Raw genomic sequence first — 24,630 nt, forward strand, 5'->3', positions numbered from 1 at the left:
TGCGACGTGGGCTCAGGCGTTCTCCGGACGGGCCCAGTCGTGGTGTGAACGGGGCGAGTTGTCCTGCGGGCGTGCTCAGCCGTCCAGCCGGGTGGCGGCGAGCGCCTTGATCGGGCCGCCGCTGGGGCCGGTCAGCTCCGCCTGCACCGAGTACTTGCCGGTCGGCGCGAGCGAGGTGTCGGTCGGCGTGGCGCACTGCGGCTTGCTGTGCGAGCGGTCCCAGACGAAGGTCTCGGTCAGCACGTTTGCGGGGGATACCTGCACCCAGCGGCCCTGCTTGTCGCTCACGCAGTCGGCCGAGGACCAGATCCGCTCCCCGGTGGCCGAACTGACGGTGATCGCGGAGGCGGTCTGGCTCAGGTCGACCCGGCAGACGGCGCCGGAGGCGTTGTGGATCTTCAGCTCGAAGGTCGGCTTGTCCTTGGCGGCGAAGGCGTCCTGGGTGCCGGCCAGCTCCAGGGTGAGCTGGGAGGCGGTGCAGGCGGGGAGCGCCATCACCTCGCCGGTGTTGACCGGCGGGGCGCCGCCGCTGTCGGCGCCGGTGCCGGTGCCGGTGCCGCCGCCGGTCGTGCCGGTGCCGCTGCCGCCGCCGGTCGTGCCGGTGCCACTGCCGCCGCTGCCGCCGGTGGTGCCGGTGGACGTGCCACCGCCGTTCGAGGTGCCGCCGGTGTCGCTGCCACCACCGGCTGTCCCGCTGCCGCCCGTGCCGCCGCCGCTGCCGCCTGTGCTCGCGCCGCTGCCGCCCGTGCCGCCGCCGGTGGTCGTCCCGCTGCCGCCGCCCGTGCCGCCCGGGTGGGTGGTGATCGCCGGGCCGGTCGGGGTGGCGCCCGGTGTGATCGAGCCAGGCCCGGACGGCGTGCTGGGGGCCGGCAGGGGCTGTGCGGTCTTCTCCTTGGCGCCTCCGCCCTGACCCAGCGTCAGCCACGCCGCCACGGCCACCGCCACCGCGAGCGCGGCGAGCACAACAACCCGCCGCCGCCAGTAGATCGAGGCGGGCAGCGGTCCGACAGGCTGACGCAGAGAAGGCACGATCAAACTCTACGAGAGCCGGAGCACCGCTCGTCGCACCAACACCGGTCTCGGCCCCCGATCTTTCAGATGATCCGGTATTTCCGCCGTTCGTGGGACGGATCCGGGGCCGTCCGGCCGTGTGCGAGGATCGGAGACGCTATGGCAACGACCTCTGTGACCCCCGCCCCGCTGCTGCACGGCATCGTGCTCGACTGGTACCGCGAGCACGCCCGCGACCTGCCCTGGCGAGCGCCCGAGGCCTCGCCCTGGGCGGTGATGGTGAGTGAGTTCATGCTCCAGCAGACGCCGGTCAAGCGGGTGCTGCCCGTCTACGCCGCCTGGTTGGAGCGCTGGCCCACCCCCGCCGCGCTGGCCGCCGACGCGCCGGGCGAGGCGGTGCGGATGTGGGGGCGGCTCGGATACCCCCGCCGGGCCCTGCGCCTGCACGCGGCCGCGAGCGCGATCGTCGAGCTGCACAGCGGTGAGGTGCCCGACGACCACGCCGAGCTGCTCGCGCTGCCCGGAGTCGGCGAGTACACCGCGGCGGCCGTCGCCTCCTTCGCCTTCCGCCAGCGCCACGCGGTGCTGGACACCAACGTCCGCCGGGTCTTCGCCCGTGCGGTGACCGGCGAGGAGTACCCGGCGCAGGCCACCACCGCCGCCGAGCGCCGCACCGCCACCGAGTTGCTCCCGGACCACCCCGAGGTGGCCGCCGGCTGGGCGGTGGGCGTGATGGAGCTGGGCGCCCTGGTCTGCACCGCCCGCAGCCCCGAGTGCGGCAGCTGCCCGCTGCGCGCGCACTGCGCCTGGGACCGGGCGGGCCGTCCGCCGTACCAGGGCCCGGCGCGCCGGGGCCAGACCTACGAGGGCACCGACCGCCAGGTGCGCGGCAAGCTGCTCGCGGTGCTCCGCGAGGCGCACGGCGAGGTGCCGCGGCACCGGCTGGACGCGGTCTGGCCCGACCCCGTGCAGCGCTCGCGCGCGTTGGACGGCCTGATCATCGACGGTCTGGTCGAGCCGGTCGGTCAAGGTGGCTTCCGCCTGCCCTCCTGAGGGCCGCCGGGCGGTGGAAGACGGCGGCGGGTGGGCCCGGGATCCCTCCGGGCCCACCCGCCGCCAGTTCGTGGGGCGTCGGCTCAGTGCGCCATCGCCGCCATGTCCTCGCCTTCGGCCTTCTCGCCGCCGGAGCCCGCGGCACCGCGCAGCGGAGTGCCCTTGAGGAAGAGCGCCGCGGCGATCGAGACCAGGCTGATCAGCGCGGCCCAGACGAAGACCGAGTGGATCCCGTTGGAGACCGCCTGGTGGAAGCCGTCCTGCACGGGAGCGGGCAGGGTGCGCAGGCGGGCCGGGGTCATCTGGTCGATGCTGCCGAGCCGCTCGGCGCCCGGCAGGCTCTTGAGCGTGTCAGTGATCCGGTTGGTGTAGATCGCGCCGAAGAGCGCCACACCGAAGGAGCCGCCGATGGTGCGGAACAGGGTGGCGGTGGAGCTGGCCACGCCCATGTCCTTGAGCTCCACGCTGTTCTGCGAGACCAGCATGGTGATCTGCATCAGGAAGCCCATGCCGGCGCCGAGCACCGCCATGAAGATGCCGGAGGTGAGGCGGGTGGTGCCGGTGCCCATGGTGGAGAGCAGCAGCGAGCCGACGCCCATCACCACGGTGCCCAGGATCGGGAAGATCCGGTACTTGCCGGTCTTGGTGACCACCTGACCGACCGCCAGCGAGACCACCAGCATGCCGAACATCATCGGCATCAGCAGCAGGCCGGAGTTGGTGGCCGAGGCGTTCTGGACGATCTGCTGGTACTGCGGCAGGAAGGTGACGCCGCCGAACATCTGGAAACCGACGATGAAGCCGATGATCGAGACCACGGTGAAGTCGCGGTTGCGGAACAGGCCCAGCGGCAGCATCGGTTCCTGGACCCGCGCCTCCACGTAGCAGAAGCCGATCAGCGAGGCGGCGGCCAGCACGATCAGGCCGATGATGTGCTTGGAGCCCCAGGCGTACTGGGTGCCGCCCCAGGTGGTGATGAGCACCAGCGAGGTGATGCCGATGGTCAGCAGCGCCGCGCCGGCGTAGTCGACCCTCGCGGAGGAGCGCACCTTGGGCAGGTGCAGGGTGACCCAGACCACGGCGAGCGCGATCAGGCCCAGCGGCAGGTTGATGTAGAAGATCCAGTGCCAGCTGAAGTGGTCGGTGATGAAGCCGCCGAGCAGCGGGCCGCCGACGGTGGCGATCGCCATGACGCCGGCGAACATGCCCTGGTACTTGCCGCGCTCGCGGGGCGAGACCAGCGCGCCCATGATCGACATCACGCCGACCATCAGGCCGCCGGCGCCCAGGCCCTGCAGGGCGCGGAAGGCGATCATCTCGTTCATGTTCTGCGACAGGCCGGCCAGCGCCGAGCCGATCAGGAAGATCACGATCGAGGTGAGGAAGGTGCCCTTGCGGCCGTAGAGGTCGCCGAGCTTGCCCCAGATCGGGGTCGCGGCGGCGGTGGCCAGGGTGTAGGAGGTGACCACCCAGGAGAGGTGGTTGGCCCCGTGCAGGTCACCGACGATGGTGGGCATCGCGGTGCCGACGATGAGGTTGTCGAGCATCGCGAGCATCATGGTGATGACCAGGCCGATCATCACCAGTCGGATCTCTCGCTGGGTGCGGACCGGGCGCTGGTCGCCCGGCTCCCCCGCGCCGCTGCCGGGCGGGGGCGCCGCCTTCGCGTCGACCTGCTGCTGTGCCATGGTGCCTCTCCCGAAATGCGCGTGCGGACCGCTGAGCGCCGTCTGTTCCGCGGCCCGCGATCCTCGTGTTGTCGGCTGCGTACTGTGCTTCGCGGTGCTCGCGTCGCGGTACTTGCTTCGCTGTGCTTACTTCGCTGTGCTTACTTGCCGACCGGCTAGTTATTGGTCAGCTGGCACGGTAAGGTCTGGGTAAGCCGGGCGTCAAGCCGAATTCGGCCACCGCGTCACAGGCGGCGAGAATGTCCGCATCACGTGATCGGTGCGGCTCGACCACACCGGTTCCCCTCGCAGCTATCAAGGCAGGCCACACGCCATGAGTACGTCGCAGAGCCCCCGCAGTGGCACGCGGGCCCGGATCATCGCGGTCGCGCTGGAGCTTTTCTCGGAGCAGGGCTACGAGAAGACCTCGCTGCGGGAGATCGCCGACCGGCTGGGGGTCACCAAGGCTGCGCTGTACTACCACTTCAAGACCAAGGACGACATCGTCCACGGCATCGTGGCCACGATGGCGGCGCCGATCGACGAGACCATCGCCTGGGGCGAGCAGCAGACCTGGTCCCCGGCGGTGCGCGACGAGTTGGTGCGCCGGTTCGCGGCCGGGATGACCGAGCGGATCCCGCTGCTGCGCTTCTTCCACGAGAACCAGCCCGCGCTGCGCGAGTCGCCGGCCGGGCTGGAGTTCAAGGCCCGGATGGCCGCGATGGCCCGTCTGGTGCACGGCCCGGGCGCCTCGTTCGACGACCGGCTGCGCGCCACCATGGCGCTCTTCTCGGTGAACTCGGCGTTCTTCCTGCTCAAGAACGACACCGAGGACGCCTCCGGCTGCCAGCCCCACGGGGGCGGGTCCGACCATGCGGCGACCCTGGACGACGCCGTGGCGGGCGCGCTCACCGTGGCGTTGGAGAACGCCGCGCGGATCGAGCCCCGCCAGGGCGTGTAGCCGGTCGGGGTCGGCGGGCGGCCTGTGCTCCTCGCTCGGCCTCGGGGGGGGAGAGGGAAGGGCGGACCGGGCGAGTACTGTCCGGCTCATGCACAAGCTGATCCGTCAGGCGTGGGCCATCCCGTTGGCGGGTGTGGTGATCGCCCTGCTGGTGCTCGGTGGGAGCCTCTTCACGGCGTCCGAGCAGTGGCGCGCCGCGAGCCTCATCGACGCGTCGCCCCTGCGGGTGGACGCGACCATCAGCGCCGCGCTGCCGCGCAAGGGTGACGAGGGCTACACCGTTGCCTACCGGGTCGGCGATCGCGATTACAGCACGAAGTCGCTCAACCTCAAGCGCATCCCGAACCCCGGCCCCGGTGTGACCGTCCCCCTCGAGGTGGCCCAGTCCGACCCGGCGACAGCCCGGGTGGCGGGCGAGCACTACCCGGACGAGGACACGCCCTCCACCTGCCTGCTCGCGGCGGTGGCCGCCACGGCCGGCCTGCTGGTCTCACTGCGGTTCCTCGTCGTTCGCGTCCGCCGGACCGGTGGTACCGGTGGTACCGGCGCTGCCGAGGTTGCTGTAGCCCTCACCGGGCGCGCCTGACCGCCCAGCCGGGCGGCCGGGCGCTGGCTGCGCGGGATCCGTGGGCGGAGCGGGGTGCGCAGCGGGGGCGGACGACGGGTGGTGGGCCTGTCGGTCGCGAAGCCGAGTCGGTCACGACCAGATGCGTGCTCTTGCCGTTGGCGGCTGCGGGTTGACGTTCGATGGCTGACGGCTGACGGCTGACGGCTGACGGCCGCGGGCTGAGGGCCAACAGCTGATGGCTGACGGTCGACTGATAGCACCTGTCAGCTGTCAGCTGTCAGCTGTCAGCTGTCAGCTGGCGACCAGCGACCAACAGATGACGGATGACGGCTGACAGATGTTGATATCTGTCAGCGTCAAAGCCCCGTCACCCCGTGCGCCAGCAAATAGGCGACCGGGTCGATCACCGCGCCGTAGCGGTCGGCGGTGCGGATCTCGAAGTGCAGGTGCGGGCCAGTGGCGTTGCCGGTGCTGCCGGAGGCGCCGAGCGGCTGACCGGCCGTCACGTGGTCGCCTTCGCTGACGCTCAGCCGGGACATGTGCGCGTACAGCGCGAAGTGCCCGTCGGCGAGCCGCACGACCACCTCGTTGCCGTAGGCGCCGCCCCAGTTGGCCTCGACCACGGTGCCCTCGCCGACGGCCAGCAGCGGGGTGCCGGTGTTCACCGCGAAGTCCACGCCGGTGTGGTAGCCGGCCACGTAACCGGCGTCGGGGTGGCCGAACTCGTAGCTGATCCGCGCGCCGGGGGCGGGGGCCGACCACGCGGGCGCCGCCGGGGGCGCCTGCGGCGGGGCGGGCTCCGGGGCCGGCGCCTGCGGCTGTGCCTGCCCCTGGGCCTGCGCCGGAACCCCTGCGGCAGCCGCCGCCGCGGCCAGGTTGCCCGCCACGGCCACCGCCTGCTGGGCGGTGTGGGAGCCGCGCGGCAGCTGGTACGCGCTCGGGTCGGCCACCTGCACCAGGTTGTCGAAGGGTGCCCGGTCGCGGGCCGTCGCGGTGAAGGCGGAGCTGCCGGGGGTGGTCGGGTGCACCGTCTGTGCCGACGCGCTGCCCGGGACCGCCGCGAGCACCACGCCGAGCAGTGCGGCCCCCGCGACCGCCGAGGAGATCGCCTGGCGCCGGTGCGGTCCGCGGAAGACCGCGTAGACGTCGCGAGCCGGCAGCACGGGACGGGGCAGCACGGGCGCCACGCGGAGCACGGGCGCCACACGAACCAGGGACGCCACGCGGAGCAGAGGAGCCAGCCGGCGGACCGGCAGAGCCAGCCGGCGGACCGGCAGCGCCAGGCGGCGAGCCGGGCGCGGTCGGGCGTGGCGCCCCTTGCCGAAACGTACCTGCAGGCCGGCGAAACGGGACTCAGGGGATTTGGCGGACATCGTGTGCTCGACCTCGCAGCGGTTCGGGGCAGCGCGGAGCCGGCCCTGGGGCGTACTCGGCGGGGGACCCTACAGATGTAACCGTCGGTGAGGTGGTAGCGAAATCCGATCAGCTACGACGGCGTGTAGTGCGAGGCGTCCGTGAATTTCAGGCGATCGGCGGATTGGTCCGCTGATCGCATCATCGACGCCCGGCGCCCCCCTCTACTACCCCCCGTCGTATCGGCGGTTCGGCCTGTGAGAAGAGCCACGACTGCTCGCGTCCCGCCCATTCCCCGCGCCGCCCGCCTGATGGACCATCAAAGGATGGCCTACGAGTCGAACAAGTGGAACGAGTCGAACGGTCGATCGGATGCGGTGCTCGGCCCGGCGGACCGCCGCTTCGCCCTCTGGCGGGCCGGCCACCGGATCCTCTCCGGGCCCCGCCCGGTCACCCTGCACGAGCGCCTGGCCGAGCTGGGCGCCGACGCCCGCACCGCGGTCGGGCCGCTGGAGCGGCCCGACTTCTACGGCGACGGCGTGGTCGCCGAGCTGGAGCGGCGGGTGGCCGGCCTGCTCGGCAAGCCCGCCGCGCTCTTCTTCCCCACCGGCACCATGGCCCAGCAGGTCGCGCTGCGCTGCTGGGCCCGGCGCCGCCCCGACCCGGTGGTGGCCACCCACCCGCTCTTCCACCTGGAGACCCACGAGCGCCGCGCCCACCAGCGGCTCACCGGACTGGACGCGGTCTGGCCCACCACCGCACCCCGGCTGCCCACCGCCGCCGAGCTGCGCGACTTCGACGAACCCTTCGGCATCCTCATGATCGAGCTGCCGCTGCGCGCGGCCGGCTTCGTGCTGCCCCCCTGGTCCGAGCTGACCGCCCTGGTGGCCGCCGCCCGCGAGCGCGGCGCCGTGGTGCACCTGGACGGCGCCCGGCTCTGGGAGGCGGCCGCGCACTACGGCCGCCCGCTGCCGCACCTCGCCGCCCTGGCCGACTCGGTGTACGTCTCCTTCTACAAGGCGCTGGGCGGCATCAGTGGAGCAGCGCTCGCGGGCGGTGAGGAGCTGATCCGCGAGGCCCGCACCTGGCGCCACCGCTACGGCGGACTGCTGTACCAGCAGTGGCCCGCCGCGCTCTCGGCGCTGGCCGCGCTCGGACGCGAACTGCCCAGACTACCCGGCTACCTGAGCCAGGCCCAGGTGATCGCCAAGGGGCTGCGCGAGGTGCTGCCCCAGGTCCCCGGCGGACGGCTGAACCCCGACCCGCCGCACACCCACCAGTTCCAGCTGCTGCTGCCCCACCCGCCCGAGCGCCTCACCGAGGCGAACCTGCGGCACGCCGAGCTGACCGGCGACGCGCTCTTCGGCACCTGGTCGGAGTCCGGCCACGTGGGCCTGGCGCTGACCGAGGTGACCGCCCTCGCACCGGCCCTCGCCTGGAACTCCGCGCAGGTCAGCGACTCGTTCAGCGGTTTCCTCAAGCTGCTCGGCCCGAGCCGGGGTTGACGCAAAGTCGCCCATCGTCAACGCTGATGACCGATCAGTAGTCGACTGGTCGGCCGACGAGGCAGCTGGGGGCGACGTGAACGACCGATTCGCTGACATCGAGCTCGCGGAGGCGGTCGAGGCCGTCCGCCGGCAGCTGGCGGCGGCCGCCGAGCGCGCGGCCGGTGAGCGGTTCCAGTTCGAAGTCGGGACGGTCGAGCTGGAGTTCGCCATCGAGCTGCGCCGCGACGCCGCGCTCAAGGGCGGGGTGCGGGCCTGGGTGCTGCAGGCGGGCGCCGAGGTCGGCGCCGGGCGCACCAGCAGCCACAAGGTCACCGTCTCGCTCACCCCCAAGGACCTCGCCACCGGCGGCAGCGTCCTGGTCGGCAATCCCGACCTGGGCAGCGACGAGGGCTTCCATTGAGTCTGACCGCCCAGCGGGTCGCGGCCGTCCGCGCGGCGGGTCAGGGCAGCGGTCTGCTGCTCACCGGCCGGCTGGTCCTCACCGTCGCCCACCTGCTGCCGCCCGCGGCGGCGGCCCCGGTGCGGATCGAGGCCGCGGTCCCGGGCGGCGGGGTGGGCTGGGTGCGCTGCGCCGTGCTGTGGCGGGCCGCGGACGAGGAGACGGACCTCGCGCTGCTGCTCGCCACCCGCGACCTGGTCCGCCCCGAACTCGCCGCCGCCCTCGGCCCGCTGCCCTGGGGCCGGATCGAGGGGCTGGAGCCGCTCCCGCTCTGCCACGCGATCGGCTACCCGGCCGCGGGGCGGGAGGACGGCGTGCTGCTGCGCAGCCACCAGCTGGTCGGCACGCTGGCCCCCGGCACCGGCCTGGGCACCGGTCGGCACACCCTCAGCACCCAGCACCAGCCGCCCGGCCCGGTGGCCGGCGCCGCCTCCCCGTGGTCGGGCATGTCGGGCGCGCCGGTGGTCTTCAACGGCCTGCTGCTCGGCCTGGCCACCGCCGACCTCGCCCCCGAGGTCTGGCACCACTCCCAGCTCGGCCTGATCCCGCTCGCCCCGCTGCTGGCCCGCCCCGACCTCGCCCAGCTGCTCGCCCGCCACCTGCCCGCCCCGGTGCGGCTGCTCGGCGTCTCGGCCCAGGAGCGCCAGGACGCCGCCTTCGAGGAGAAGTACGCCCGCAGCATCGGCAAGGAACACGGCCGACTGAAGATCTTCGGCCTGCCGCAGTCGCAGCCCTGGGACCTGGGCACCGCCTACCTCAGCCTGCAGGCCGTCCAGCTCTCCGACCCCCAGCGCCCCGCCGCCCGCCCCGCCGCCCGGCGAGGCCACCCGGGCGACGCCGTCCCCAGCGGCGACACCGTGCTCGGCCCGCCCGACCGGCGCGGGCGGGTGGAGGGCATGCTCAAGGACCGCCGCCGGGTGCTGCTGCGCGGCCAGGCCGGCTCCGGCAAGACCACCCTGCTGCAGTGGCTGGCCGTCAACGCCGTGGCCGGCACCCTGGTCGGCGAGCTGGCCGAGCTGAACTACCGGGTCCCGTTCGTGCTGCGGCTGCGCACCCTGTTCCAGCTGCGCAACCTGCAGCCGCTGCCCGCCGAGTTCCTCGCCATGGACCGCAGCCCGGTCGCCGACAGCCAGCCGCCCGGCTGGGCCGACCGGATCTTCGCCGCCGGGCGGGCGATCCTGCTGGTCGACGGCCTGGACGAGATCCCGCAGAGCGAGCGCGACGAGGCCGGCGAGTGGCTGGCCGAGCTGCTCGCCTCCTACCCCGACTGCGTCACCCTGGTCACCGTGCGCCCCTCCGGCGTCCCCGCGCAGTGGCTGGCCCACTTGCGCTTCGAGGAGCTGCTGCTCTGCCCGATGGACGAGTGGGACCGCAACCGCTTCGTCGAACGCTGGCACCAGGCCGCGCTGGCCGCCGAGCGCGCCACCGCCGAGGCCACCGCCCCCGAGCAGCTCACCGCCTCCGAACTGGCCGGCCTGGAAGAGGAGTTCAGCGAACGCAAGGACGCCCTGCGGCGCACCCTGGGCCAGTCGCCCGAGTTGGAGCTGCTCACCGACAGCCCGCTGCTCTGCGCCATGATCTGCGCCCTGCACCGCGAGTGGGAGGGCGCGCTGCCCCGGCGCAAGATGGAGCTCTACGAACTCGCCCTGGACATGCTGCTGCTGCGCCGCGACAAGCAGCGCCGGGTGGTCGTCGAGCAGTTCGGCCGCGAGGAGCAACTCGCCCCGCTGCAGCGGATAGCGCGTTGGCTGGTGCTCAACGGCCAGCACGAGGGCGACCGGTCCGACGCGCTGCGGCAGATCGACCAGGTGCTGCCCAGCCTGCCCGCCGCCCGGGACGGCGTCGACGCCGAACGGATGCTGCGCCACCTGGTGGAGCGCACCGGCCTGCTCACCGAGACCAGCGTGGACACCCTGGAGTTCGTCCACCGCACCTTCCAGGACTACCTGGCCGGGCGGGAGTTCGCCCAGGACCGGGACTTCGGGCTGCTCGCCGCGAGGGCGGTCGACGAGCACTGGGCCGACGTGATCCGGATGGCCGTCGGCCACTGCCCGCCACCTGACCGGGCCCGGCTGCTGCGTCGACTGCTGGCCGACGCCGACGCCTGCGCGGAGCCGCGCGAGGCCCGCTGGCTGCGGCTGGTCGCCGCCAGTTGCCTGCCCTACGCCTCGGTGCTGGACGAGGCGGTGCGCGCCGAGGTGCTGGCCGCACTGCTGCCGCTGCTGAGGCTCTACCCGGTGGAGGACCAGGCCGCCTACGAGCAGCGCGAGTGGCAGGGCCTGTTCGCGATCGGCGAGGAACTCCTGCCGCTGCTCGGCCCCGAGAGCGGACTGCCGCTCTGGCTGGTCTGCCGGCTGCTGGAGCGGATGGGCGGTGAGGAGGCGCTGGCCCGGCTGGTCGCCGTCAACGCGCGGATCGCGGCCGAGCGGGACGGGCGCGACGCGCTCGACTCCCGGGAGGTGCTCGCCTCCCGCGAGGTGCTGGCCCGCGCCTACCAGGGGGCGGGCGACCTGGGGCAGGAGATCCCGGTGCTGGAGCAGCTGGTCGTGCTCTCCGAGACGGTCTACGGCGCCGGCCACCCCGACACCTTCGCCCCCCGGCTGCGACTGGCCGACGCCTACCTGGAGTGCGGCCGACTGGGCGGGGCGCTGACCCGCTACCAGCAGCTGCTGGCCGACGCCGAGTCGGGCGCGGCCGCCGCCGACCTGCTGCACATCCGCGGCCGGCTCGGTGCCGGCTACCTGCGGGCCGGTGCCACCGACCGCGCCGTCCCGCTCTTCGATCAGCTCAAGGCGCAGGCCGAGGAGGTGCACGGCCCCGAGAGCGGCCAGGCGATCGTCGCCCGCGGCAGCCACGCCACCGCGCTGCGCGACGCGGGCGCCCTGGCGAAGGCGATCACCGCCTTCGAGTGGCTGCTGCCGGACGCCGAGCGGATCCTCGGCGAGGACGCCTCGGAGACCCTGGTGATCCGCACCGAAGCCGCCGCCGCGCTGGCCGAGTTCGACCTGCACCGCGCCATCAACGCCCTGGAGCAGATCCAGGCGGACGCCGTGCGGGCCCTGGGCGAGGACTACCCGATCACGCTGACCGCAGGTCTGCAACTGGCCTCGGCCTACGTGCGGATGGGCGAGCAGGACCGCGCGGTGCCGCTGCTGGAGGCGGTCGACGACGCCCGCACCCGGCGGCTCGGCGAGGACCACCCCGACACCTTCGCCGCCCGCCGCCTGCTCGCGGTCGCCTACCTGGGCCTGGGCGAGCGCGGCCTGGCCTTCGAACTGCTGCGCGGCACGCTGGAGCGGGCCCGGCGGGTCTTCGGCGAGCAGCACCCCGAACCGCTCGCGCTGCGCTACGAACTCGGTGTCGCCACCCGCAAGGAGGGCGACCCGAGCCAGGCGGTCGCCCTGCTGCGCGGGGTGCTCAGCGACCGCTGGTCGCTGCTCGGCGAGCGGCACCCCGACACGCTGCGCACCCGCCACCAGCTGGCGAAGGCGCACTGGGCGGCGAACGAGTCCGTCGAGGCGGCCCAGCTGGCCGCCCGCACCCTGGCGCTCTGCCTGACCTCCCTGAGCGAGGGGCACCCGCTCACGGTGGCGGTGCGGGAGAGCCTGGACGCGGCCGAGCGCGACCGCCGGCGCGGCCAGGGCCGCTGACGATCCGTCGGCGCCCCGCCCCCGAGAGGGCACGGGAAGTCACCCGAGTGCGCGGCGAAACCCCTCGCGCGCGGTCTCGTTAGGCAGCGCATGAAGAAGCGCAGCATGCTCGCCTACGCCTCCCTCGCGGTCGGTTTCGCCGCCTCCCTCGCGGCGCCGAGCGCCGCCCACGCCGCCACCTCGGTGGGCGACGGCACCTCGCCCAACCTGGCCGGGAACAACCCGATCGTCGACTCGCTGCTCGGCAACCACCACGGCCCCGCGGTGGCCGCGCCGACCAGTGCCACCGAGGGCTCGCTGCTGGGTCAGTAGCTGCTGTCAACCAAGGGTTGACACTGCGATGCTGTCAACCTACGGTTGACACATGACGCATCCCATCCGGCTCGATGAGCTGATCGAAGGCATCAAGAAGACCCACGGCGACGCGCTGGAGCAGCTCTCCACCGCTGTCGTCGCCGCCGACCACCTCGGCGAGGTGGCGGACCATCTGATCGGGCACTTCGTGGACCAGGCGCGGCGCTCCGGCGCCTCCTGGACGGACATCGGCCGCAGCATGGGGGTGACCCGGCAGGCCGCGCAGAAGCGATTCGTGCCCAAGGATCCGGGGGAGCCCTCCGACCTGGACCCGAGCCAGGGCTTCGGCCGCTTCACCGACCGGGCCCGCAGCGTGGTGATGGCCGCGCAGGAGGAGGCGCGCACGGCCGGCAGCGGCGAGATCGGGGCAGCGCACCTGCTGCTCGGGCTGCTGCACGAGCCCGAGGGCCTCGGCGTGACCGCGCTGCTCGCGAACGGACTCACCGCCGAGGCCGTGCGCGCGGCCGTCACCGCTACGCTCCCGGCGCCGGCCGCCGAGGTGCCCGAGCTGATCCCCTACGACGCGGGCGCCCGCAAGGTGCTGGAGCTGACCTTCCGGGAGGCGATCCGGCTGGCGCACAACTACGTCGGCACCGAGCACATCCTGCTTGCTCTGCTCGAACACGAGGACGGGGCAGGGGTGTTGAGCGGGCTGGGGCTCACCAAGGCGGCGGTGGAGGGCACGCTTCCGTAGCGCCGGCCGCTACGGGGCCGCCACCGCGCGGGCGCTCTGCCGCCGGAAGGAGGCCGCCTTGCTGACCGCCTGCAGCAGGTTGGCCGCAGCCAGGGCGAGCCAGAGCGCCCGCAGGCCGCCGGCGTCGGCGATCGGCACGGCGGCCGCCCCGAGCAGGCCGAACCAGAGCAGGGTTGACAGCAGGCTCGGCACCGTGCGCTTCAGGGCGACCAGTCCGAAGCCCGCCACCGCCTGGAGCGCGTCGGCGGCCACCGCCGCGAGCACCAGCGGGAGCAGGGTGAGCGCCCGGCGGCGGACCGCCGGGTCGGCGGTGAAGAGCGGCACCAGCTGCCGGTGCGCGCCCAGCACGACCGCGCCCAGCAGCAGCACCGCGCCGAGCGCCACCACCAGCGCCGTGCTGATCGTCCGTCGGGCCCGGCGCAGGTCGCGGTCACGGACGGCGACGGCGGTCAGCGGCACGGCGGCCTGGCCGATCGCCACCGCGGCGGTGTAGAGCAGGTTGGCCAGCGCAACGCAGACCGACTGCACGGCCGCGTCCGCCGCGCCCAGCCGGGCGGCGGCCAGGGTCAGCACCCCCAGCACCGCGAACTTCACCAGCACCGTCCCGGCCAGCGGGACTCCCACCCGGGCCTGCCGCAGCACCGCGCGCGGGTCCGGGCGGCCGGGGTGTGCGGGCAGCCCGCGCAGCACCTCGCTTCGCCGCAGCGCCAGTTGGGCCGCGCCACGGCTCACGGCGGTGGCGCCGAGCAGCGAGAGCCCGGCGCCGGTCAGGCCCAGCGCGGGCACCGGCCCCAGGCCGCGCACCAGCACGACGGAGAGCAGCACGGCGGTCGCGGTGCCCAGCAGACCGGCCCGCATCACCGCCTTGGCCCGCCCGAGCCCGATCAGCACGCTGCTCGCCGTCGCGCCCAGCGCGGTGACCAGCACGGTGGCGGCCAGCAGCGCGGGGAAGACGCCCAACCGCGCCAGCGTGCCCGGGGGCGTCCCGGTCGCGGCCCCGATCAGCGGCACCGCGGCGAGGACCCCCGCGCCGAGCAGCCCCACCGCGTACCCGAGCCACCGGCTCGCCCGCACCACCGGGAGCAGCGCCGCGCGGTCCTCCCGGTGCGCGGCGACGAACGGGATCACGCCGCGCTGCACGCCCGCCAGCGCCGTCTGCACGGGCGTGAAGACGGCCAGCGCGACGGCGAAGGCGGCCAGTGTGGCGGTGCCGCGGTGGCCGAGCAGCGCGGTGTCCAGCAGCGCCGCGACCGAGGAGACCAGCATGCTCAGGTAGACGGGGGCGGCCGTGCCGACGATAGGCCTGATCAGATCGGTCCTGCGGCGACCGCCCAGCGCACGGCCGTCACTCGTGCCACCGCTCGTGCCACCGCTCGTGCCGCTGCTGCCACTCGTGCCGCTGAGGCCGGTGCCGGTGCTCGCGGTCATGGCGTGGCCGACCCCTCGGGCGACGCCTGCGCGAGCAGCAGGGCGACCTGGCCCGCGTGCGCGTAGCCCTCCGCCAGCAGGCCGGTCAGGCGCTCGGCGACGGTGTGGGTGTTGCCCAGGGTGGGGCTGGTGGAACTGCGCCGGAGGTCGTCATCGGGTGCGCGGGCGAGGTACCGCTGGGCGAGCCGGTAGGTGGCCGACAGGTAGCCGCTGAGCACCTCGGCGGCCGGGCCGCGGAAGGCGGCGGCCTCGGCGGGCGAGTGGCCGTAGCCGGTGTCGCCGGCGTCGGCGGGCCGCCCGAACCGCTCCGACCACCCTGCGGTGAGCCAGAGTTGCGGCACCTTGAGCAGCTCGGAGAGGTTGCGGTCCTGGCCGCGCGCGATGCGCCAGGCCAGCCAGCCGACGCTGTTGGCGCCGACGGCCGGACGCCGGTCGAGCAGCGCGCGATCGGCGCCGTCCAGGGCGGCCGACAGGTCGCGGTGGACGCGGTGGAACTGCGCGAGGACGAGATCCTGCCAACTGTGCTGCCCGCCACCGGTCATGAACGCCACCGTCCCTCGCCGCCGCTCCGTCACGGCCACCCTAGGACGGTCACCGACCGGATACGACCAGGTTTCAGGCCGCCCGAGCGCCGTACCCCGCGCCCCGCGCCCCGGGCCGCGCACTACCGCGTGCCGCGGGTGGTCATCGCGGCCCGCGCGGTCGCCGCGCCGCGGTGGTACATCTCCGCGACCGACTCGTCCGCCCACACCGGATCCACCGCGCAGGTGCTCGAACGGCAGCGCCTGCCCACCTGCACCGGCGCCCGGCAGGTCCCGCACTCCGCCATCATCGGCCCGGGCAAGGGCGGCTCCGGGGCGGTTCCCAGGGCGGGCGGCGGCGGCATCTTGCGCTCCAGCCGTCTGCGCAGGAAAGCCAGCGGCGCGAAGATCGGCCCTTGCGGCAGCGCGTCCAGCAGCGCGCGCCCGAGCCGGTCCTCGCTGCGGTCGCGGGCGAGCCACTCGGCGGCCAGCGGGGCCAGCGCCAGGATCTCGGCCAGCCCGAGGGACAGCCGCGCCTCCCCGGCGAGCAGCCTGCGCAGCACCCGCCCGGCCGCCGCGACGGGCCCGGGCGTGACGGGCCCGGGCGTGACGGGGCCGGGCGGCCGCGGCGGGGGCGCCGCCGGAGCAGGCGCCGGATCGGGTGCGGCGGGAGGGAGGTTCTTCCCCCCATTGTTCTCCCCCTTGGGGGAAGTGCCGACTGCCCGACCCGTCTCCCCACCGAGTGTCGGGTCCTGGTGCGTCGGTGACGCCTGCCCGACCTCTCCCGCCTCGCGGGTCGTCGCCGCCCAGGCCTCGGAGATCTGTTCGGGCGTGGTCAACGGCACGCTGCTGGCCAGCACTTCGGTGTGCCAGGTGCCGTTGGTCGGGTGCTGTCCGCGCCGGACGTGCAGGTAGCCCTCGGCCTTGAGCTGGGCGCGCGCGGTGCTGACCGCCTGCCGGCCCTCGGGCATCCGCTGACCGATCGTCAGGACCGTGTCGCGGCTGCCCGGCGGCAGTGAGAGGGCCCAGAGCAGCAGGGTCTTCGCCGTCCCGTTCAGACGCGGGTGGCGGACGATCTCGTGGTCTGCCCGGACATAGCGCTCGGGCGCGCTAAAGTTGATGTGCATTGGGAGCTGCTTTCCTGGTGCCGGGCCCCGGGGTGTTGGCGCACCGCCGGGGTCAAATTGCTTCTGCGGCGGACGTTAGCACCGCAGATGATCTGATCCACCATCAGATCTACAAAAATCACCCGTGCGAGTGGCGGGCGGGATGTTCGAAGCCCCGCCCGCCCGCTCGCCCATCAGGAGCAGTCGCGTCCCGCCCTGCCCGCTACCCGCGCTTGAGTTGCCGCACCAGCCGGCGGTACGTCTGGAACGCCGCCTTCGGCGTGTAGTCGTCGTTGAGCAGCCCGAGGTGGTCGAGCATGTTGGTCGAGCCGCTCTTGTCGTCCCGCAGGTCGAAGTACTCGTAGGCGGTCACGTCCAGCTTCGCGCGGTTGGCGCTGATCGCGGTCAACTCCGAGGTGAGCGCGGCGGACTGCTGGGCTTCGGTGCGCGGGGCGAGGGTGTCCCAGCCGTTCTCCGCGACGTGGATGGCCACCTTGCCGCCCAGCCCGGCGATCGGCATCTCCTGGGTGCGCACCACGGTGATCGCGTCCACCGCCTGCTGCCCCAGGTCCCCCGGGCCCGGGAAGAAGACGTCCGGGTAGAGCTCCACACCGACGTAGTCGATCGAGTCGCGGAACTTCTCGCCGCCCGCCGCCGCCAGTGACTGCCAGAACGGGGTGTATGCCCGGCCGAACGCGCCCTCGTCGAAGCCGATCTCAAGGTTGCGCAGGCCCAGCCGGCGGGCCTCGTCCTTCGCCGCCTCGACGCCCGCCACCACGGCCGGGACCACCGACGGGTCCGAGGCCGCAGAGAGGTTGACGTCGACGCCCAGCGAGATCGACGCCGCGCGCGGACCGGCCACCCTCACCTCGGTGCGGACGTACTGCAGCCAGCCGTCCAGCGGGGTGTCCTTGCCCGGGTAGCTCAGCACCAGGTCCAGCTTGCGGCCGTGGCCGAGGTACCCGAAGTACTGCTTGGCGTCCGCACCGCCGTTCTGCGTCCCGTTGTAGCCGACGTACTCGCGGACCAGGAAACCCGGCCCGTCCTGGAGTTCGTTCAGCGCCTTGACCACCTTCGCCGGATCGTCCGGCAGCGGATCGGTCGAACCGCCCCCCGCGTAGCCCCCCGGATAGATCCCCAGCGCCAGCGGCCTCGGCGCCGCATCGGCCGCCGGACTGGTGAGCGCCAGCCCCGTGACCGCCAGCGCCACCGCGCAGACGGCTCCCCGAACTGTCCTCTTCATCGTTCCCCCGTGCTCTCTTCGTCCGGATCGTGTGATCACACTAATCTGAGCGGACGTCAGCTGAGCAGCGGGTTTCCCTCTCAACAACGCAACAACTAGCGCGGTGTTGCGACAGTTCCGGTCTTGAGGGCGCTGATGAAGGCGGACCACGCATCAGGGGTGAAGGCGAGCGCAGGGCCGTGAGGGTCCTTGGAATCGCGGACCGGGAGGATGCCGGTGAGACCATCGGCCACCTCGACGCAATTGTTGCCGCCACTACCGCCGCTGTAGTTGGACTTCCGCCACGAGACTGCGGGGTCATTGCTCACATGCGTATTCCTCTGCAGCCGCCTTGACCAGTGCCAGAGAGGCCTCGCATGGCAGCGCGGACGCTCTTGCGAGATCGTAGAGCATCTCTGACTTGGCGACCATCACTGGTTTATCGATCAGTTGGCCTGTGAGAGCGGCTTCCACGTAGGCCACCGGTGGCGCGTCGGCGAAGGCCATGATCCGCAGCGAGCCTTCCTGTAGAGCATGGCCGCCGGCAGAGAACGGGAGCACCTGCAGGATGATGGACCCGCTCTCCGCCAGCTCTGTCACATGCCGAAGCTGCTCAGCCATGGTCACGCGACCACCTAGCGGCCGTCGGATTGCCGACTCATCGATGATCACCCACAACATGGGGCGTGTTGGACCTTTCAGCAGCCCTGCTCGTTCTAGCCGGGCGGCCACCAGCTGATCGAGCTCCTTCCCTGGAATCAAAGGCTGGCAGGCAAGGTAGATGGCTCGCGCGTAGGCCTCGGTCTGCAGCAGTCCAGGGAGCAGCTGACCGGCATGCTCGCAGATGCTGATCGCCTGCTGCTCCAGCTCGGCGGCGACTACGAAAGGGTCCTCGAACACCGAGCTGTCGACCAGCTCCTTGCACATCCGACCGAACCGTCCGTCGGTCTCCAGTGCCTTGTCGATCCGCTCCGCCACATCGAGTTGCGGCTTGCGGGTGGCCGACTCGAACTGGCCGACGTACGAGCCCGACACGAAGATGAGCGCACCCAACTGCGTCTGGGAGAGGCCCTTCTCCTCCCTCGCGCGCTTCAGCTCGGTGCCGAAGTGCTTCCAGCCGATCTTCTGGTTGAACCGGTCCGCGCTCACGTATTCGAACTCCCCTCGCCCACAAACCCCTTGCTGCCACCGCCCCCCTGGCGAGCCGACCCCGCCGCCCCCGAGGCTTGCAGGGACCACATATCGGTCACCGTGCCCCATGGGAGGCCCCCGCATGCCCGAATCCCTCGCCAAACCACCTGCCCGGGTTGTCGAAGGCGCCCGCTGGTTCCCCAAGGACCTCAGAAGTCCCTCCCGTGCACGGCAGTTGCTGCGCGAGGTGCTGGCCAGGGCCAAGGAGGGTGAGCGCTACGCGGACTGCGGCGAGCTGCTCCTCTCCGAGCTGGTCACCAATGCCGTGGTGCACGGCCCCCGCCGGGGCACGCTGATCCGGGTGGTCGTCAGGCTGGCCGAAGAAGGCGAGGGCCCGCTGCGCATCGAGGTGCACGACATCGGCGAAGGCCGCCCGCTGCCCCGCCAGGTGGGCGCCGACGAGGAGTCAGGACGCGGCCTGCTCCTCGTCAAGTCGCTCGCCAGCCGCTGGGGCTGCTGCCCTCGGGCGCACGGCATCGGCAAGTTCGTCTGGTGCGAGATCCCGCCCGCCGTCGGCTAGGGCCTGTCCGGTCGATCTTGGGGGGGGTTGCAGTGGGTTTTGGGTACGGCCGGGTGGGGTCTGGGTCTTGATGTGGGACTGCCCCGCTGGCCCTTCGGGCGTGGCGGGGCAGTGGGAGCGGGGTGGTGAGGTGTCAGAGGCCGCCGGCGTACAGCAGTTCGTTGGGGCTGCTCTTGGTGACGGTCAGGGCGTCCCTCGTGCTTTCAGTGGAGAGCCACTCCGCGAGGTCCTCGGGGGTCGCGTCGGTGTGCCCGGCGAGGTAGAGGGCTACGGTGCCGGTGACGTGCGGGGCGGCCATGGCGGTGCCGCTCTTGGATTCGCTGCCGCCGCCGAGCCTGGCGGAGATGATGTCCTTGCCGGGCGCGTACAGCGAGACGCACGTGCCGTAGTTGCTGAAGTCGGTCTCCTCGTCGTACTTGTCGGTCGCGCCGACGGTGACGACCCGCTTGGCGGAGGCGGGGGAGGAGAGGCAGGCGTCGCGGGCGCCGTTGCCGCCGGAGACGACGGGCAGGATGCCCGCGTTGGAGAGCGCGTCGGCTGCCTTGTTGAGTGCTTCGTCCTTGTCGCCGCCGACGGAGATGTTGGCGACGGCGGGCTTCTTGGCGTTGGCCGCCACCCAGTCGAGGCCGGCGATGATCTGCTCGGTGGTGCCCTTGCCGTCACAGCCCACGACGCGGACGCTGACCAGGTTCACCTTGCGGGCGACGCCGTAGGTCTTGCCACCGACGATGCCGGCGACGTGGGTGCCGACGCCGTTGCAGTCGGCACCGTTCTTCCCGTCGCCGACGGTGTCGGTGCCGAGGGTGGCGCGGCCCTCGAACTCGTCGTGGCCGAAGTCGATGCCGGTGCCGATCAGGTAGGCGGTGACGCCGGCTCCGTTGCCCTCGACGTTGAACTGCCCGTCACCGGTCCCCGCGTCCTTGTCCCAGTCGTGCTGGTCGATGCGGTCCAGGCCCCAGCTGGCGGCTACCTGCCGCTTGTCCTGGGTGGGCGAGACGGTGGCCGCCTGGGCGCCGGCGCGGCCGTTCTCCTCGACGGCCTCCACCCCGGGCTGGGCACGTACCCGCTCCAGTTGGGCTGCGTCCAGGCGGGCGGAGAACCCGTTCAGGACGTGGCGGTAGGTGTGCAGCGGCTCGACGCCCCCGGCCCTGGCCGCCACCCGGGCCGGGTCCAGGCCCTTGCCCACCGTGACGATGTACTCACCGGGCACGGCCGTGGCCGTCCTGTGCAGGGGAGCCGCGACGGCCCGCTCGGACGGGCCGTCGGCTGCCGCTCCCTGCGCGGCGGCCAGGGGAATGATCAGCATGAGGGCGGCGGACGCGCAGCGCGCGGACAGTCGCATCAGGTCTCCGTTCACGAAAAGGGGACCGCCCCCGGGGCCGGGACAGCCCCACGCACGACGGTCACCTGATGCATCGTCCGTCCGCGCACCTTCCTTGAGCCCGGCGCGCCGCGGGAGCCTGCCCGGTTTCCGGTTGGCGGAGTGGTCGTTGATCCGGCCGTGGAGGACAGAGGCAGGGGCGATCTCACGGATGCGCAGTGGGAGCGGCTTCGGCCGTACCTGCCGGTGGGCACCGGGCGGTGCGGCAGGTGGCGCGACCACCGGCAGGTGATCAACGGGGTGCTGCACCGGCTTCGGACCGGTGTGCCGTGGCGTGACCTGCCGCACCGCTACGGGCCGTGGAAGACCGTTTCCGAACGGCATCGGCGGTGGTCGGCGGACGGTACCTGGGCCCTGGTGCTCCGTCGGCTCCAGGCCGAGGCCGACGCGGAAGGTGACATCGACTGGGAGATCGCGGTCGACTCCACATCCGTGCGCGCCCACCAGCACGCCGCCGGTGCCCGGCGCACGGTGCCGATGCCCCTGTCGTCCGGGCGTCACTCCGCCGGCGGGCTCCGGCCGGGTGTCGGCAAAGCCGTAGCCCCAGTTTGCGAGGGTGATGCCCTTGGTCGCTCACGAGGCGGTTTCACCACCAAGGTCCACCTGAGCGCCGACGGCCGGTGCCGCGTGCTTTCCCTGGTCCTGACACAGGGCCAGCGTGCGGACTGTACGCAGTTCGAGGCGGTGATGAGAGGCCTCCGGGTTCCCGCATCGGTGCTGGCCGGCCTCGGAGCACCCCGTCGAGCGTCAGCGCGGACAGGGCGTACAGCAGCCGGGCAATACGCCAATACCTACGGAGTCGCGGGATACGCCACAGCATCCCCGAGAAGAGCGACCAGGCTGCCAACCGCCGCACGCGCGGGCATGCCGGCGGCCGACCACCCGGGTTCGATCGGGATCGGTACAGGAAACGCAACACCGTCGAACGAGCCATCAGCAGACTGAAGAACTACCGCGCCGTCGCGACGAGATACGACAAGCGGGCATACGTCTACCAGGGGACCGTCACCGTCGCAGCCTTCATGATCTGGCTCCGCACATGATCGGCCGGACAGGGCCTAGGGAGCTGCCGTCGGTCAGCCGTAGCCGCGGCGCCGCCCGCTTCGAGCCAGGCCCGACGCCCAACCGCGGTGCAGGTCCCGCGCCAGGATCTGCACGAGGAGGATGGCGAGTGGAATCGCCGGCGCACCCCAGGAGGGCCGCAGGTGCCCTCGACCCTCGAAACGGAGTTCGGTCACAGCCCATCACTGCACGCCGCGAAAAAGCCGTGGGCCCCACGAATTCCTTCGTGGGGCCCACGGCCGCGACTCACTCGGAGCGAGCTGCTACTTCGTCAGGTCGGGACCCGTCGCCGCGACCGCCGCCGGGGTGTCGGCGACAGCCGACTTCTCCTCGCCGCGGAAGGTGAACTTGGCTTCCTTGCCCTCGCCCTCCACGCCGACGACCACGATCTGGCCGGCCCGCAGCTCGCCGAAGAGGATCTTCTCGGAGAGGTGGTCCTCGATCTCGCGCTGGATCGTGCGCCGCAGCGGACGCGCGCCCAGCAGCGGGTCGTAACCGCGCTTGGCCAGCAGCTTCTTGGCCTCGACGCTGAGCTCCAGGCCCATGTCGCGGTCCTTCAGCCGGGAGTCCACCTTGTCGACCATCAGGTCGACGATCTGGATGATGTCCTCTTCCGACAGCTGGTGGAAGACCACGATGTCGTCGACACGGTTGAGGAACTCGGGGCGGAAGTGCTGCTTGAGCTCCTCGCCGACCTTGGCCTTCATCCGCTCGTAGCCGGTGGCGGTGTCGCCGGTGGCCGCGAAGCCCAGGCCGAAGCCCTTGGAGATGTCCCGGGTGCCGAGGTTGGTCGTCATGATGATGACCGTGTTCTTGAAGTCCACGACCCGGCCCTGGGAGTCGGTCAGGCGACCGTCCTCCAGGATCTGCAGCAGCGAGTTGAAGATGTCCGGGTGGGCCTTCTCGACCTCGTCGAAGAGGACGACCGAGAACGGCTTGCGGCGCACCTTCTCGGTGAGCTGCCCGCCCTCCTCGTACCCGACGTAGCCGGGCGGGGAGCCGAAGAGCCGCGAGACGGTGTGCTTCTCGCTGAACTCCGACATGTCGAGGGAGATCAGCGCGTCCTCGTCGCCGAAGAGGAACTCCGCCAGCGTCTTGGACAGCTCGGTCTTACCGACACCCGAGGGGCCGGCGAAGATGAACGAACCGCCGGGGCGCTTCGGGTCCTTGAGGCCCGCCCGGGTGCGCCGGATGGCCTGGGAGAGCGCCCTGATGGCGTCCTTCTGGCCGATGACGCGCTTGTGCAGCTCGTCCTCCATGCGCAGCAGCCGGGAGGACTCCTCCTCGGTCAGCTTGAAGACCGGGATGCCGGTGGCCGTGGCGAGGACCTCGGCGATCAGCTCCTCGTCGACCTCGGCGACGACATCCATGTCGCCGGCCTTCCACTCCTTCTCGCGCTTGGACTTCGCGTTGAGGAGCTGCTTCTCGTCGTCACGCAGCGAGGCGGCCTTCTCGAAGTCCTGCGCGTCGATCGCGCTCTCCTTCTCGCGGCGCACGTCGGCGATCTTCTCGTCGAACTCGCGCAGGTCCGGCGGCGCGGTCATCCGGCGGATGCGCATCCGGGAGCCGGCCTCGTCGATCAGGTCGATCGCCTTGTCCGGCAGGAAGCGGTCCGAGATGTACCGGTCGGCCAGGGTGGCGGCGGCGACCAGGGCGGCGTCCGTGATCGAGACCCGGTGATGGGCCTCGTAGCGGTCGCGCAGGCCCTTGAGGATCTCGATGGTGTGCGGGAGCGAGGGCTCGGCGACCTGGATCGGCTGGAACCGGCGCTCCAGCGCCGCGTCCTTCTCCAGGTGCTTGCGGTACTCGTCCAGCGTGGTGGCGCCGATCGTCTGCAGCTCCCCGCGGGCCAGCATCGGCTTCAGGATGGAGGCCGCGTCGATCGCACCCTCGGCGGCGCCCGCGCCGACCAGGGTGTGCAGCTCGTCGATGAAGAGGATGATGTCGCCGCGGGTGCGGATCTCCTTGAGCACCTTCTTCAGGCGCTCCTCGAAGTCACCGCGGTAGCGCGAGCCGGCCACCAGGGCGCCGAGGTCCAGCGTGTAGAGCTGCTTGTCCTTCAGCGTCTCGGGGACCTCGCCCTTGACGATCGCCTGGGCCAGGCCCTCGACGACGGCCGTCTTGCCGACGCCGGGCTCGCCGATCAGCACCGGGTTGTTCTTGGTGCGGCGGGACAGCACCTGCATGACCCGCTCGATCTCCTTCTCGCGCCCGATCACCGGGTCGAGCTTGGCCTCGCGGGCGGCCTGGGTGAGATTGCGGCCGAACTGGTCCAGGACCAGCGAGGTCGACGGCGTGCCCTCGGCGGGGCCGCCGGCCGTGGCCGACTCCTTGCCGCTGCCCTGGTAACCGGAGAGCAGCTGGATCACCTGCTGGCGGACCCGGTTGAGGTCGGCGCCGAGCTTGACCAGCACCTGGGCGGCGACGCCCTCGCCCTCGCGGATCAGGCCGAGCAGGATGTGCTCGGTGCCGATGTAGTTGTGGCCGAGCTGAAGGGCCTCGCGGAGCGACAGCTCCAGCACCTTCTTGGCCCGGGGTGTGAACGGGATGTGACCGGACGGGGCCTGCTGGCCCTGGCCGATGATCTCCTCGACCTGCTGGCGGACCGCCTCAAGAGAGATCCCGAGGCTCTCCAGGGCCTTAGCGGCGACACCCTCACCCTCGTGGATCAGGCCCAGGAGGATGTGCTCGGTGCCGATGTAGTTGTGGTTGAGCATCCGGGCTTCTTCCTGAGCCAGGACGACAACCCGCCGCGCGCGGTCGGTGAACCTCTCGAACATCGTTAATCGCTCCTCAGAGCGGTCGGGCAGTTCGGGGACTGTCCCCGCCCTGTCCTTCCGCATGCTAGTCCCGCTCAGCGGCGCGGCCTACGGTGTTCCCCCGCGACTGCGGGGAAATCATGCTGCGCGACCAGCCGACACCCTTCCCAACCTGATGCTGG

21 protein-coding genes are annotated in these 24,630 nt (G+C 72.3%); 10 read left to right on the top strand and 11 right to left on the bottom strand.

Features of this window, described 5'->3' with window-relative positions:
• Window positions 1-75: 75 nt before the first annotated feature.
• Window positions 76-1,029 (bottom strand): hypothetical protein, encoded by a 954-nt coding sequence (locus tag OG455_RS22555; RefSeq protein WP_266296462.1) that lies wholly within the window; start codon window positions 1,027-1,029, stop codon window positions 76-78.
• 141 nt (window positions 1,030-1,170) lie between these two features.
• Here OG455_RS22555 and OG455_RS22560 point away from each other — a divergent pair, with 141 nt between their 5' ends.
• Window positions 1,171-2,064, top strand: coding sequence for an A/G-specific adenine glycosylase (locus OG455_RS22560; RefSeq protein WP_266296464.1), 894 nt, complete (start codon window positions 1,171-1,173; stop codon window positions 2,062-2,064).
• A gap of 83 nt (window positions 2,065-2,147) precedes the next feature.
• Here OG455_RS22560 and OG455_RS22565 read toward each other — a convergent pair whose 3' ends face one another.
• Window positions 2,148-3,752, bottom strand: coding sequence for an MDR family MFS transporter (locus OG455_RS22565; RefSeq protein ID WP_266296466.1), 1,605 nt, complete (start codon window positions 3,750-3,752; stop codon window positions 2,148-2,150).
• Window positions 3,753-4,065: 313 nt separating this feature from the next.
• Between OG455_RS22565 and OG455_RS22570 the strand changes: the two genes are divergently transcribed.
• Together OG455_RS22570 and OG455_RS22575 are read left to right on the top strand one after the other, a co-directional pair.
• Complete coding sequence (locus tag OG455_RS22570) at window positions 4,066-4,692, top strand: TetR/AcrR family transcriptional regulator (protein WP_266296468.1); 627 nt, start codon at window positions 4,066-4,068, stop codon at window positions 4,690-4,692.
• An 88-nt stretch (window positions 4,693-4,780) separates the two neighbouring features.
• Window positions 4,781-5,278, top strand: coding sequence for a hypothetical protein (locus OG455_RS22575; protein ID WP_266296470.1), 498 nt, complete (start codon window positions 4,781-4,783; stop codon window positions 5,276-5,278).
• 338 nt (window positions 5,279-5,616) lie between these two features.
• Here the strand turns inward: OG455_RS22575 and OG455_RS42110 are convergent, their stop codons facing one another.
• Window positions 5,617-6,438 carry a M23 family metallopeptidase gene (locus OG455_RS42110; protein ID WP_323185549.1) on the bottom strand — a complete coding sequence of 274 codons (822 nt, stop codon included), beginning with the start codon at window positions 6,436-6,438 and terminating at the stop codon, window positions 5,617-5,619.
• A 501-nt stretch (window positions 6,439-6,939) separates the two neighbouring features.
• On the opposite strand from OG455_RS42110, the gene OG455_RS22585 reads away from it, so the two are divergent.
• The 5 genes from OG455_RS22585 to OG455_RS22605 all read left to right on the top strand — a co-directional run bounded on the left by OG455_RS22585 (window position 6,940) and on the right by OG455_RS22605 (window position 13,258).
• Window positions 6,940-8,118, top strand: a complete 1,179-nt coding sequence (locus OG455_RS22585) for a low specificity L-threonine aldolase (protein WP_266296472.1) — start codon at window positions 6,940-6,942, stop codon at window positions 8,116-8,118.
• 76 nt (window positions 8,119-8,194) lie between these two features.
• The gene (locus OG455_RS22590) at window positions 8,195-8,521 is read left to right on the top strand and encodes a trypco2 family protein (RefSeq protein ID WP_266296474.1); all 327 of its coding nucleotides are present in this window, start codon (window positions 8,195-8,197) and stop codon (window positions 8,519-8,521) included.
• On the top strand, window positions 8,518-12,210 hold the full coding sequence (locus OG455_RS22595; protein ID WP_266296476.1) for a tetratricopeptide repeat protein: 3,693 nt from the start codon (window positions 8,518-8,520) through the stop codon (window positions 12,208-12,210). Before OG455_RS22590 ends, OG455_RS22595 begins: the two co-directional genes overlap by 4 nt.
• A 90-nt stretch (window positions 12,211-12,300) precedes the next feature.
• Window positions 12,301-12,522 carry a hypothetical protein gene (locus OG455_RS22600; protein ID WP_266296478.1) on the top strand — a complete coding sequence of 74 codons (222 nt, stop codon included), beginning with the start codon at window positions 12,301-12,303 and terminating at the stop codon, window positions 12,520-12,522.
• A 52-nt stretch (window positions 12,523-12,574) separates the two neighbouring features.
• Window positions 12,575-13,258 (top strand): Clp protease N-terminal domain-containing protein, encoded by a 684-nt coding sequence (locus OG455_RS22605; protein ID WP_266296480.1) that lies wholly within the window; start codon window positions 12,575-12,577, stop codon window positions 13,256-13,258.
• A gap of 9 nt (window positions 13,259-13,267) precedes the next feature.
• Here OG455_RS22605 and OG455_RS22610 read toward each other — a convergent pair whose 3' ends face one another.
• The 6 genes from OG455_RS22610 to OG455_RS22635 form a co-directional block, all read right to left on the bottom strand.
• Window positions 13,268-14,686, bottom strand: a complete 1,419-nt coding sequence (locus OG455_RS22610) for an MATE family efflux transporter (protein WP_266296481.1) — start codon at window positions 14,684-14,686, stop codon at window positions 13,268-13,270.
• Window positions 14,683-15,267 carry a DinB family protein gene (locus OG455_RS22615; protein WP_266296483.1) on the bottom strand — a complete coding sequence of 195 codons (585 nt, stop codon included), beginning with the start codon at window positions 15,265-15,267 and terminating at the stop codon, window positions 14,683-14,685. The genes OG455_RS22610 and OG455_RS22615 overlap by 4 nt, the downstream gene beginning before the upstream one ends.
• A gap of 83 nt (window positions 15,268-15,350) precedes the next feature.
• Window positions 15,351-16,334: a hypothetical protein gene (locus OG455_RS22620; RefSeq protein WP_266296485.1), complete on the bottom strand. Its 984-nt coding sequence runs from the start codon at window positions 16,332-16,334 to the stop codon at window positions 15,351-15,353.
• Window positions 16,335-16,536: 202 nt separating this feature from the next.
• The gene (locus tag OG455_RS22625) at window positions 16,537-17,556 is read right to left on the bottom strand and encodes a hypothetical protein (RefSeq protein ID WP_266296487.1); all 1,020 of its coding nucleotides are present in this window, start codon (window positions 17,554-17,556) and stop codon (window positions 16,537-16,539) included.
• Between the two features lie 95 nt (window positions 17,557-17,651).
• Window positions 17,652-17,864, bottom strand: coding sequence for a DUF397 domain-containing protein (locus tag OG455_RS22630; RefSeq protein ID WP_266296489.1), 213 nt, complete (start codon window positions 17,862-17,864; stop codon window positions 17,652-17,654).
• Window positions 17,854-18,684: a helix-turn-helix transcriptional regulator gene (locus tag OG455_RS22635; protein WP_266296491.1), complete on the bottom strand. Its 831-nt coding sequence runs from the start codon at window positions 18,682-18,684 to the stop codon at window positions 17,854-17,856. Before OG455_RS22635 ends, OG455_RS22630 begins: the two co-directional genes overlap by 11 nt.
• Before the next feature lie 124 nt (window positions 18,685-18,808).
• Between OG455_RS22635 and OG455_RS22640 the strand changes: the two genes are divergently transcribed.
• A complete protein-coding gene (locus tag OG455_RS22640; RefSeq protein WP_266296493.1) occupies window positions 18,809-19,246 on the top strand; it encodes an ATP-binding protein in 438 nt (145 codons plus the stop codon).
• A gap of 133 nt (window positions 19,247-19,379) precedes the next feature.
• Here the strand turns inward: OG455_RS22640 and OG455_RS22645 are convergent, their stop codons facing one another.
• Complete coding sequence (locus OG455_RS22645; RefSeq protein ID WP_266296495.1) at window positions 19,380-20,588, bottom strand: S8 family peptidase; 1,209 nt, start codon at window positions 20,586-20,588, stop codon at window positions 19,380-19,382.
• Between the two features lie 159 nt (window positions 20,589-20,747).
• Between OG455_RS22645 and OG455_RS22650 the strand changes: the two genes are divergently transcribed.
• Window positions 20,748-21,670 (top strand): IS5 family transposase gene (locus OG455_RS22650; protein ID WP_266300911.1). Its coding sequence is split into 2 segments (ribosomal slippage): window positions 20,748-21,345 and window positions 21,345-21,670, totalling 924 coding nucleotides; the frame shifts between segments, so codons are not numbered across the junction.
• Window positions 21,671-21,952: 282 nt separating this feature from the next.
• On the opposite strand, the gene OG455_RS22655 is transcribed toward OG455_RS22650, so the two are convergent.
• Complete coding sequence (locus OG455_RS22655; RefSeq protein ID WP_266296497.1) at window positions 21,953-24,469, bottom strand: ATP-dependent Clp protease ATP-binding subunit; 2,517 nt, start codon at window positions 24,467-24,469, stop codon at window positions 21,953-21,955.
• Between the last annotated feature and the right edge of the window lie 161 nt (window positions 24,470-24,630).

Source organism: Kitasatospora sp. NBC_01287, from assembly GCF_026340565.1.
In the GTDB taxonomy this organism is placed as follows: domain Bacteria; phylum Actinomycetota; class Actinomycetes; order Streptomycetales; family Streptomycetaceae; genus Kitasatospora.

Coding starts and splice junctions, on each gene's coding strand:
- OG455_RS22560 (WP_266296464.1), top strand. CDS start 1,171: ATGGCAACGACCTCTGTGACCCCCGCCCCGCTGCTGCACGGCATCGTG.
- OG455_RS22565 (WP_266296466.1), bottom strand. CDS start 3,752: ATGGCACAGCAGCAGGTCGACGCGAAGGCGGCGCCCCCGCCCGGCAGC.
- OG455_RS22570 (WP_266296468.1), top strand. CDS start 4,066: ATGAGTACGTCGCAGAGCCCCCGCAGTGGCACGCGGGCCCGGATCATC.
- OG455_RS22575 (WP_266296470.1), top strand. CDS start 4,781: ATGCACAAGCTGATCCGTCAGGCGTGGGCCATCCCGTTGGCGGGTGTG.
- OG455_RS22585 (WP_266296472.1), top strand. CDS start 6,940: ATGGCCTACGAGTCGAACAAGTGGAACGAGTCGAACGGTCGATCGGAT.
- OG455_RS22600 (WP_266296478.1), top strand. CDS start 12,301: ATGAAGAAGCGCAGCATGCTCGCCTACGCCTCCCTCGCGGTCGGTTTC.
- OG455_RS22605 (WP_266296480.1), top strand. CDS start 12,575: ATGACGCATCCCATCCGGCTCGATGAGCTGATCGAAGGCATCAAGAAG.
- OG455_RS22610 (WP_266296481.1), bottom strand. CDS start 14,686: ATGACCGCGAGCACCGGCACCGGCCTCAGCGGCACGAGTGGCAGCAGC.
- OG455_RS22620 (WP_266296485.1), bottom strand. CDS start 16,334: ATGCACATCAACTTTAGCGCGCCCGAGCGCTATGTCCGGGCAGACCAC.
- OG455_RS22625 (WP_266296487.1), bottom strand. CDS start 17,556: ATGAAGAGGACAGTTCGGGGAGCCGTCTGCGCGGTGGCGCTGGCGGTC.
- OG455_RS22640 (WP_266296493.1), top strand. CDS start 18,809: ATGCCCGAATCCCTCGCCAAACCACCTGCCCGGGTTGTCGAAGGCGCC.
- OG455_RS22645 (WP_266296495.1), bottom strand. CDS start 20,588: ATGCGACTGTCCGCGCGCTGCGCGTCCGCCGCCCTCATGCTGATCATT.
- OG455_RS22655 (WP_266296497.1), bottom strand. CDS start 24,469: ATGTTCGAGAGGTTCACCGACCGCGCGCGGCGGGTTGTCGTCCTGGCT.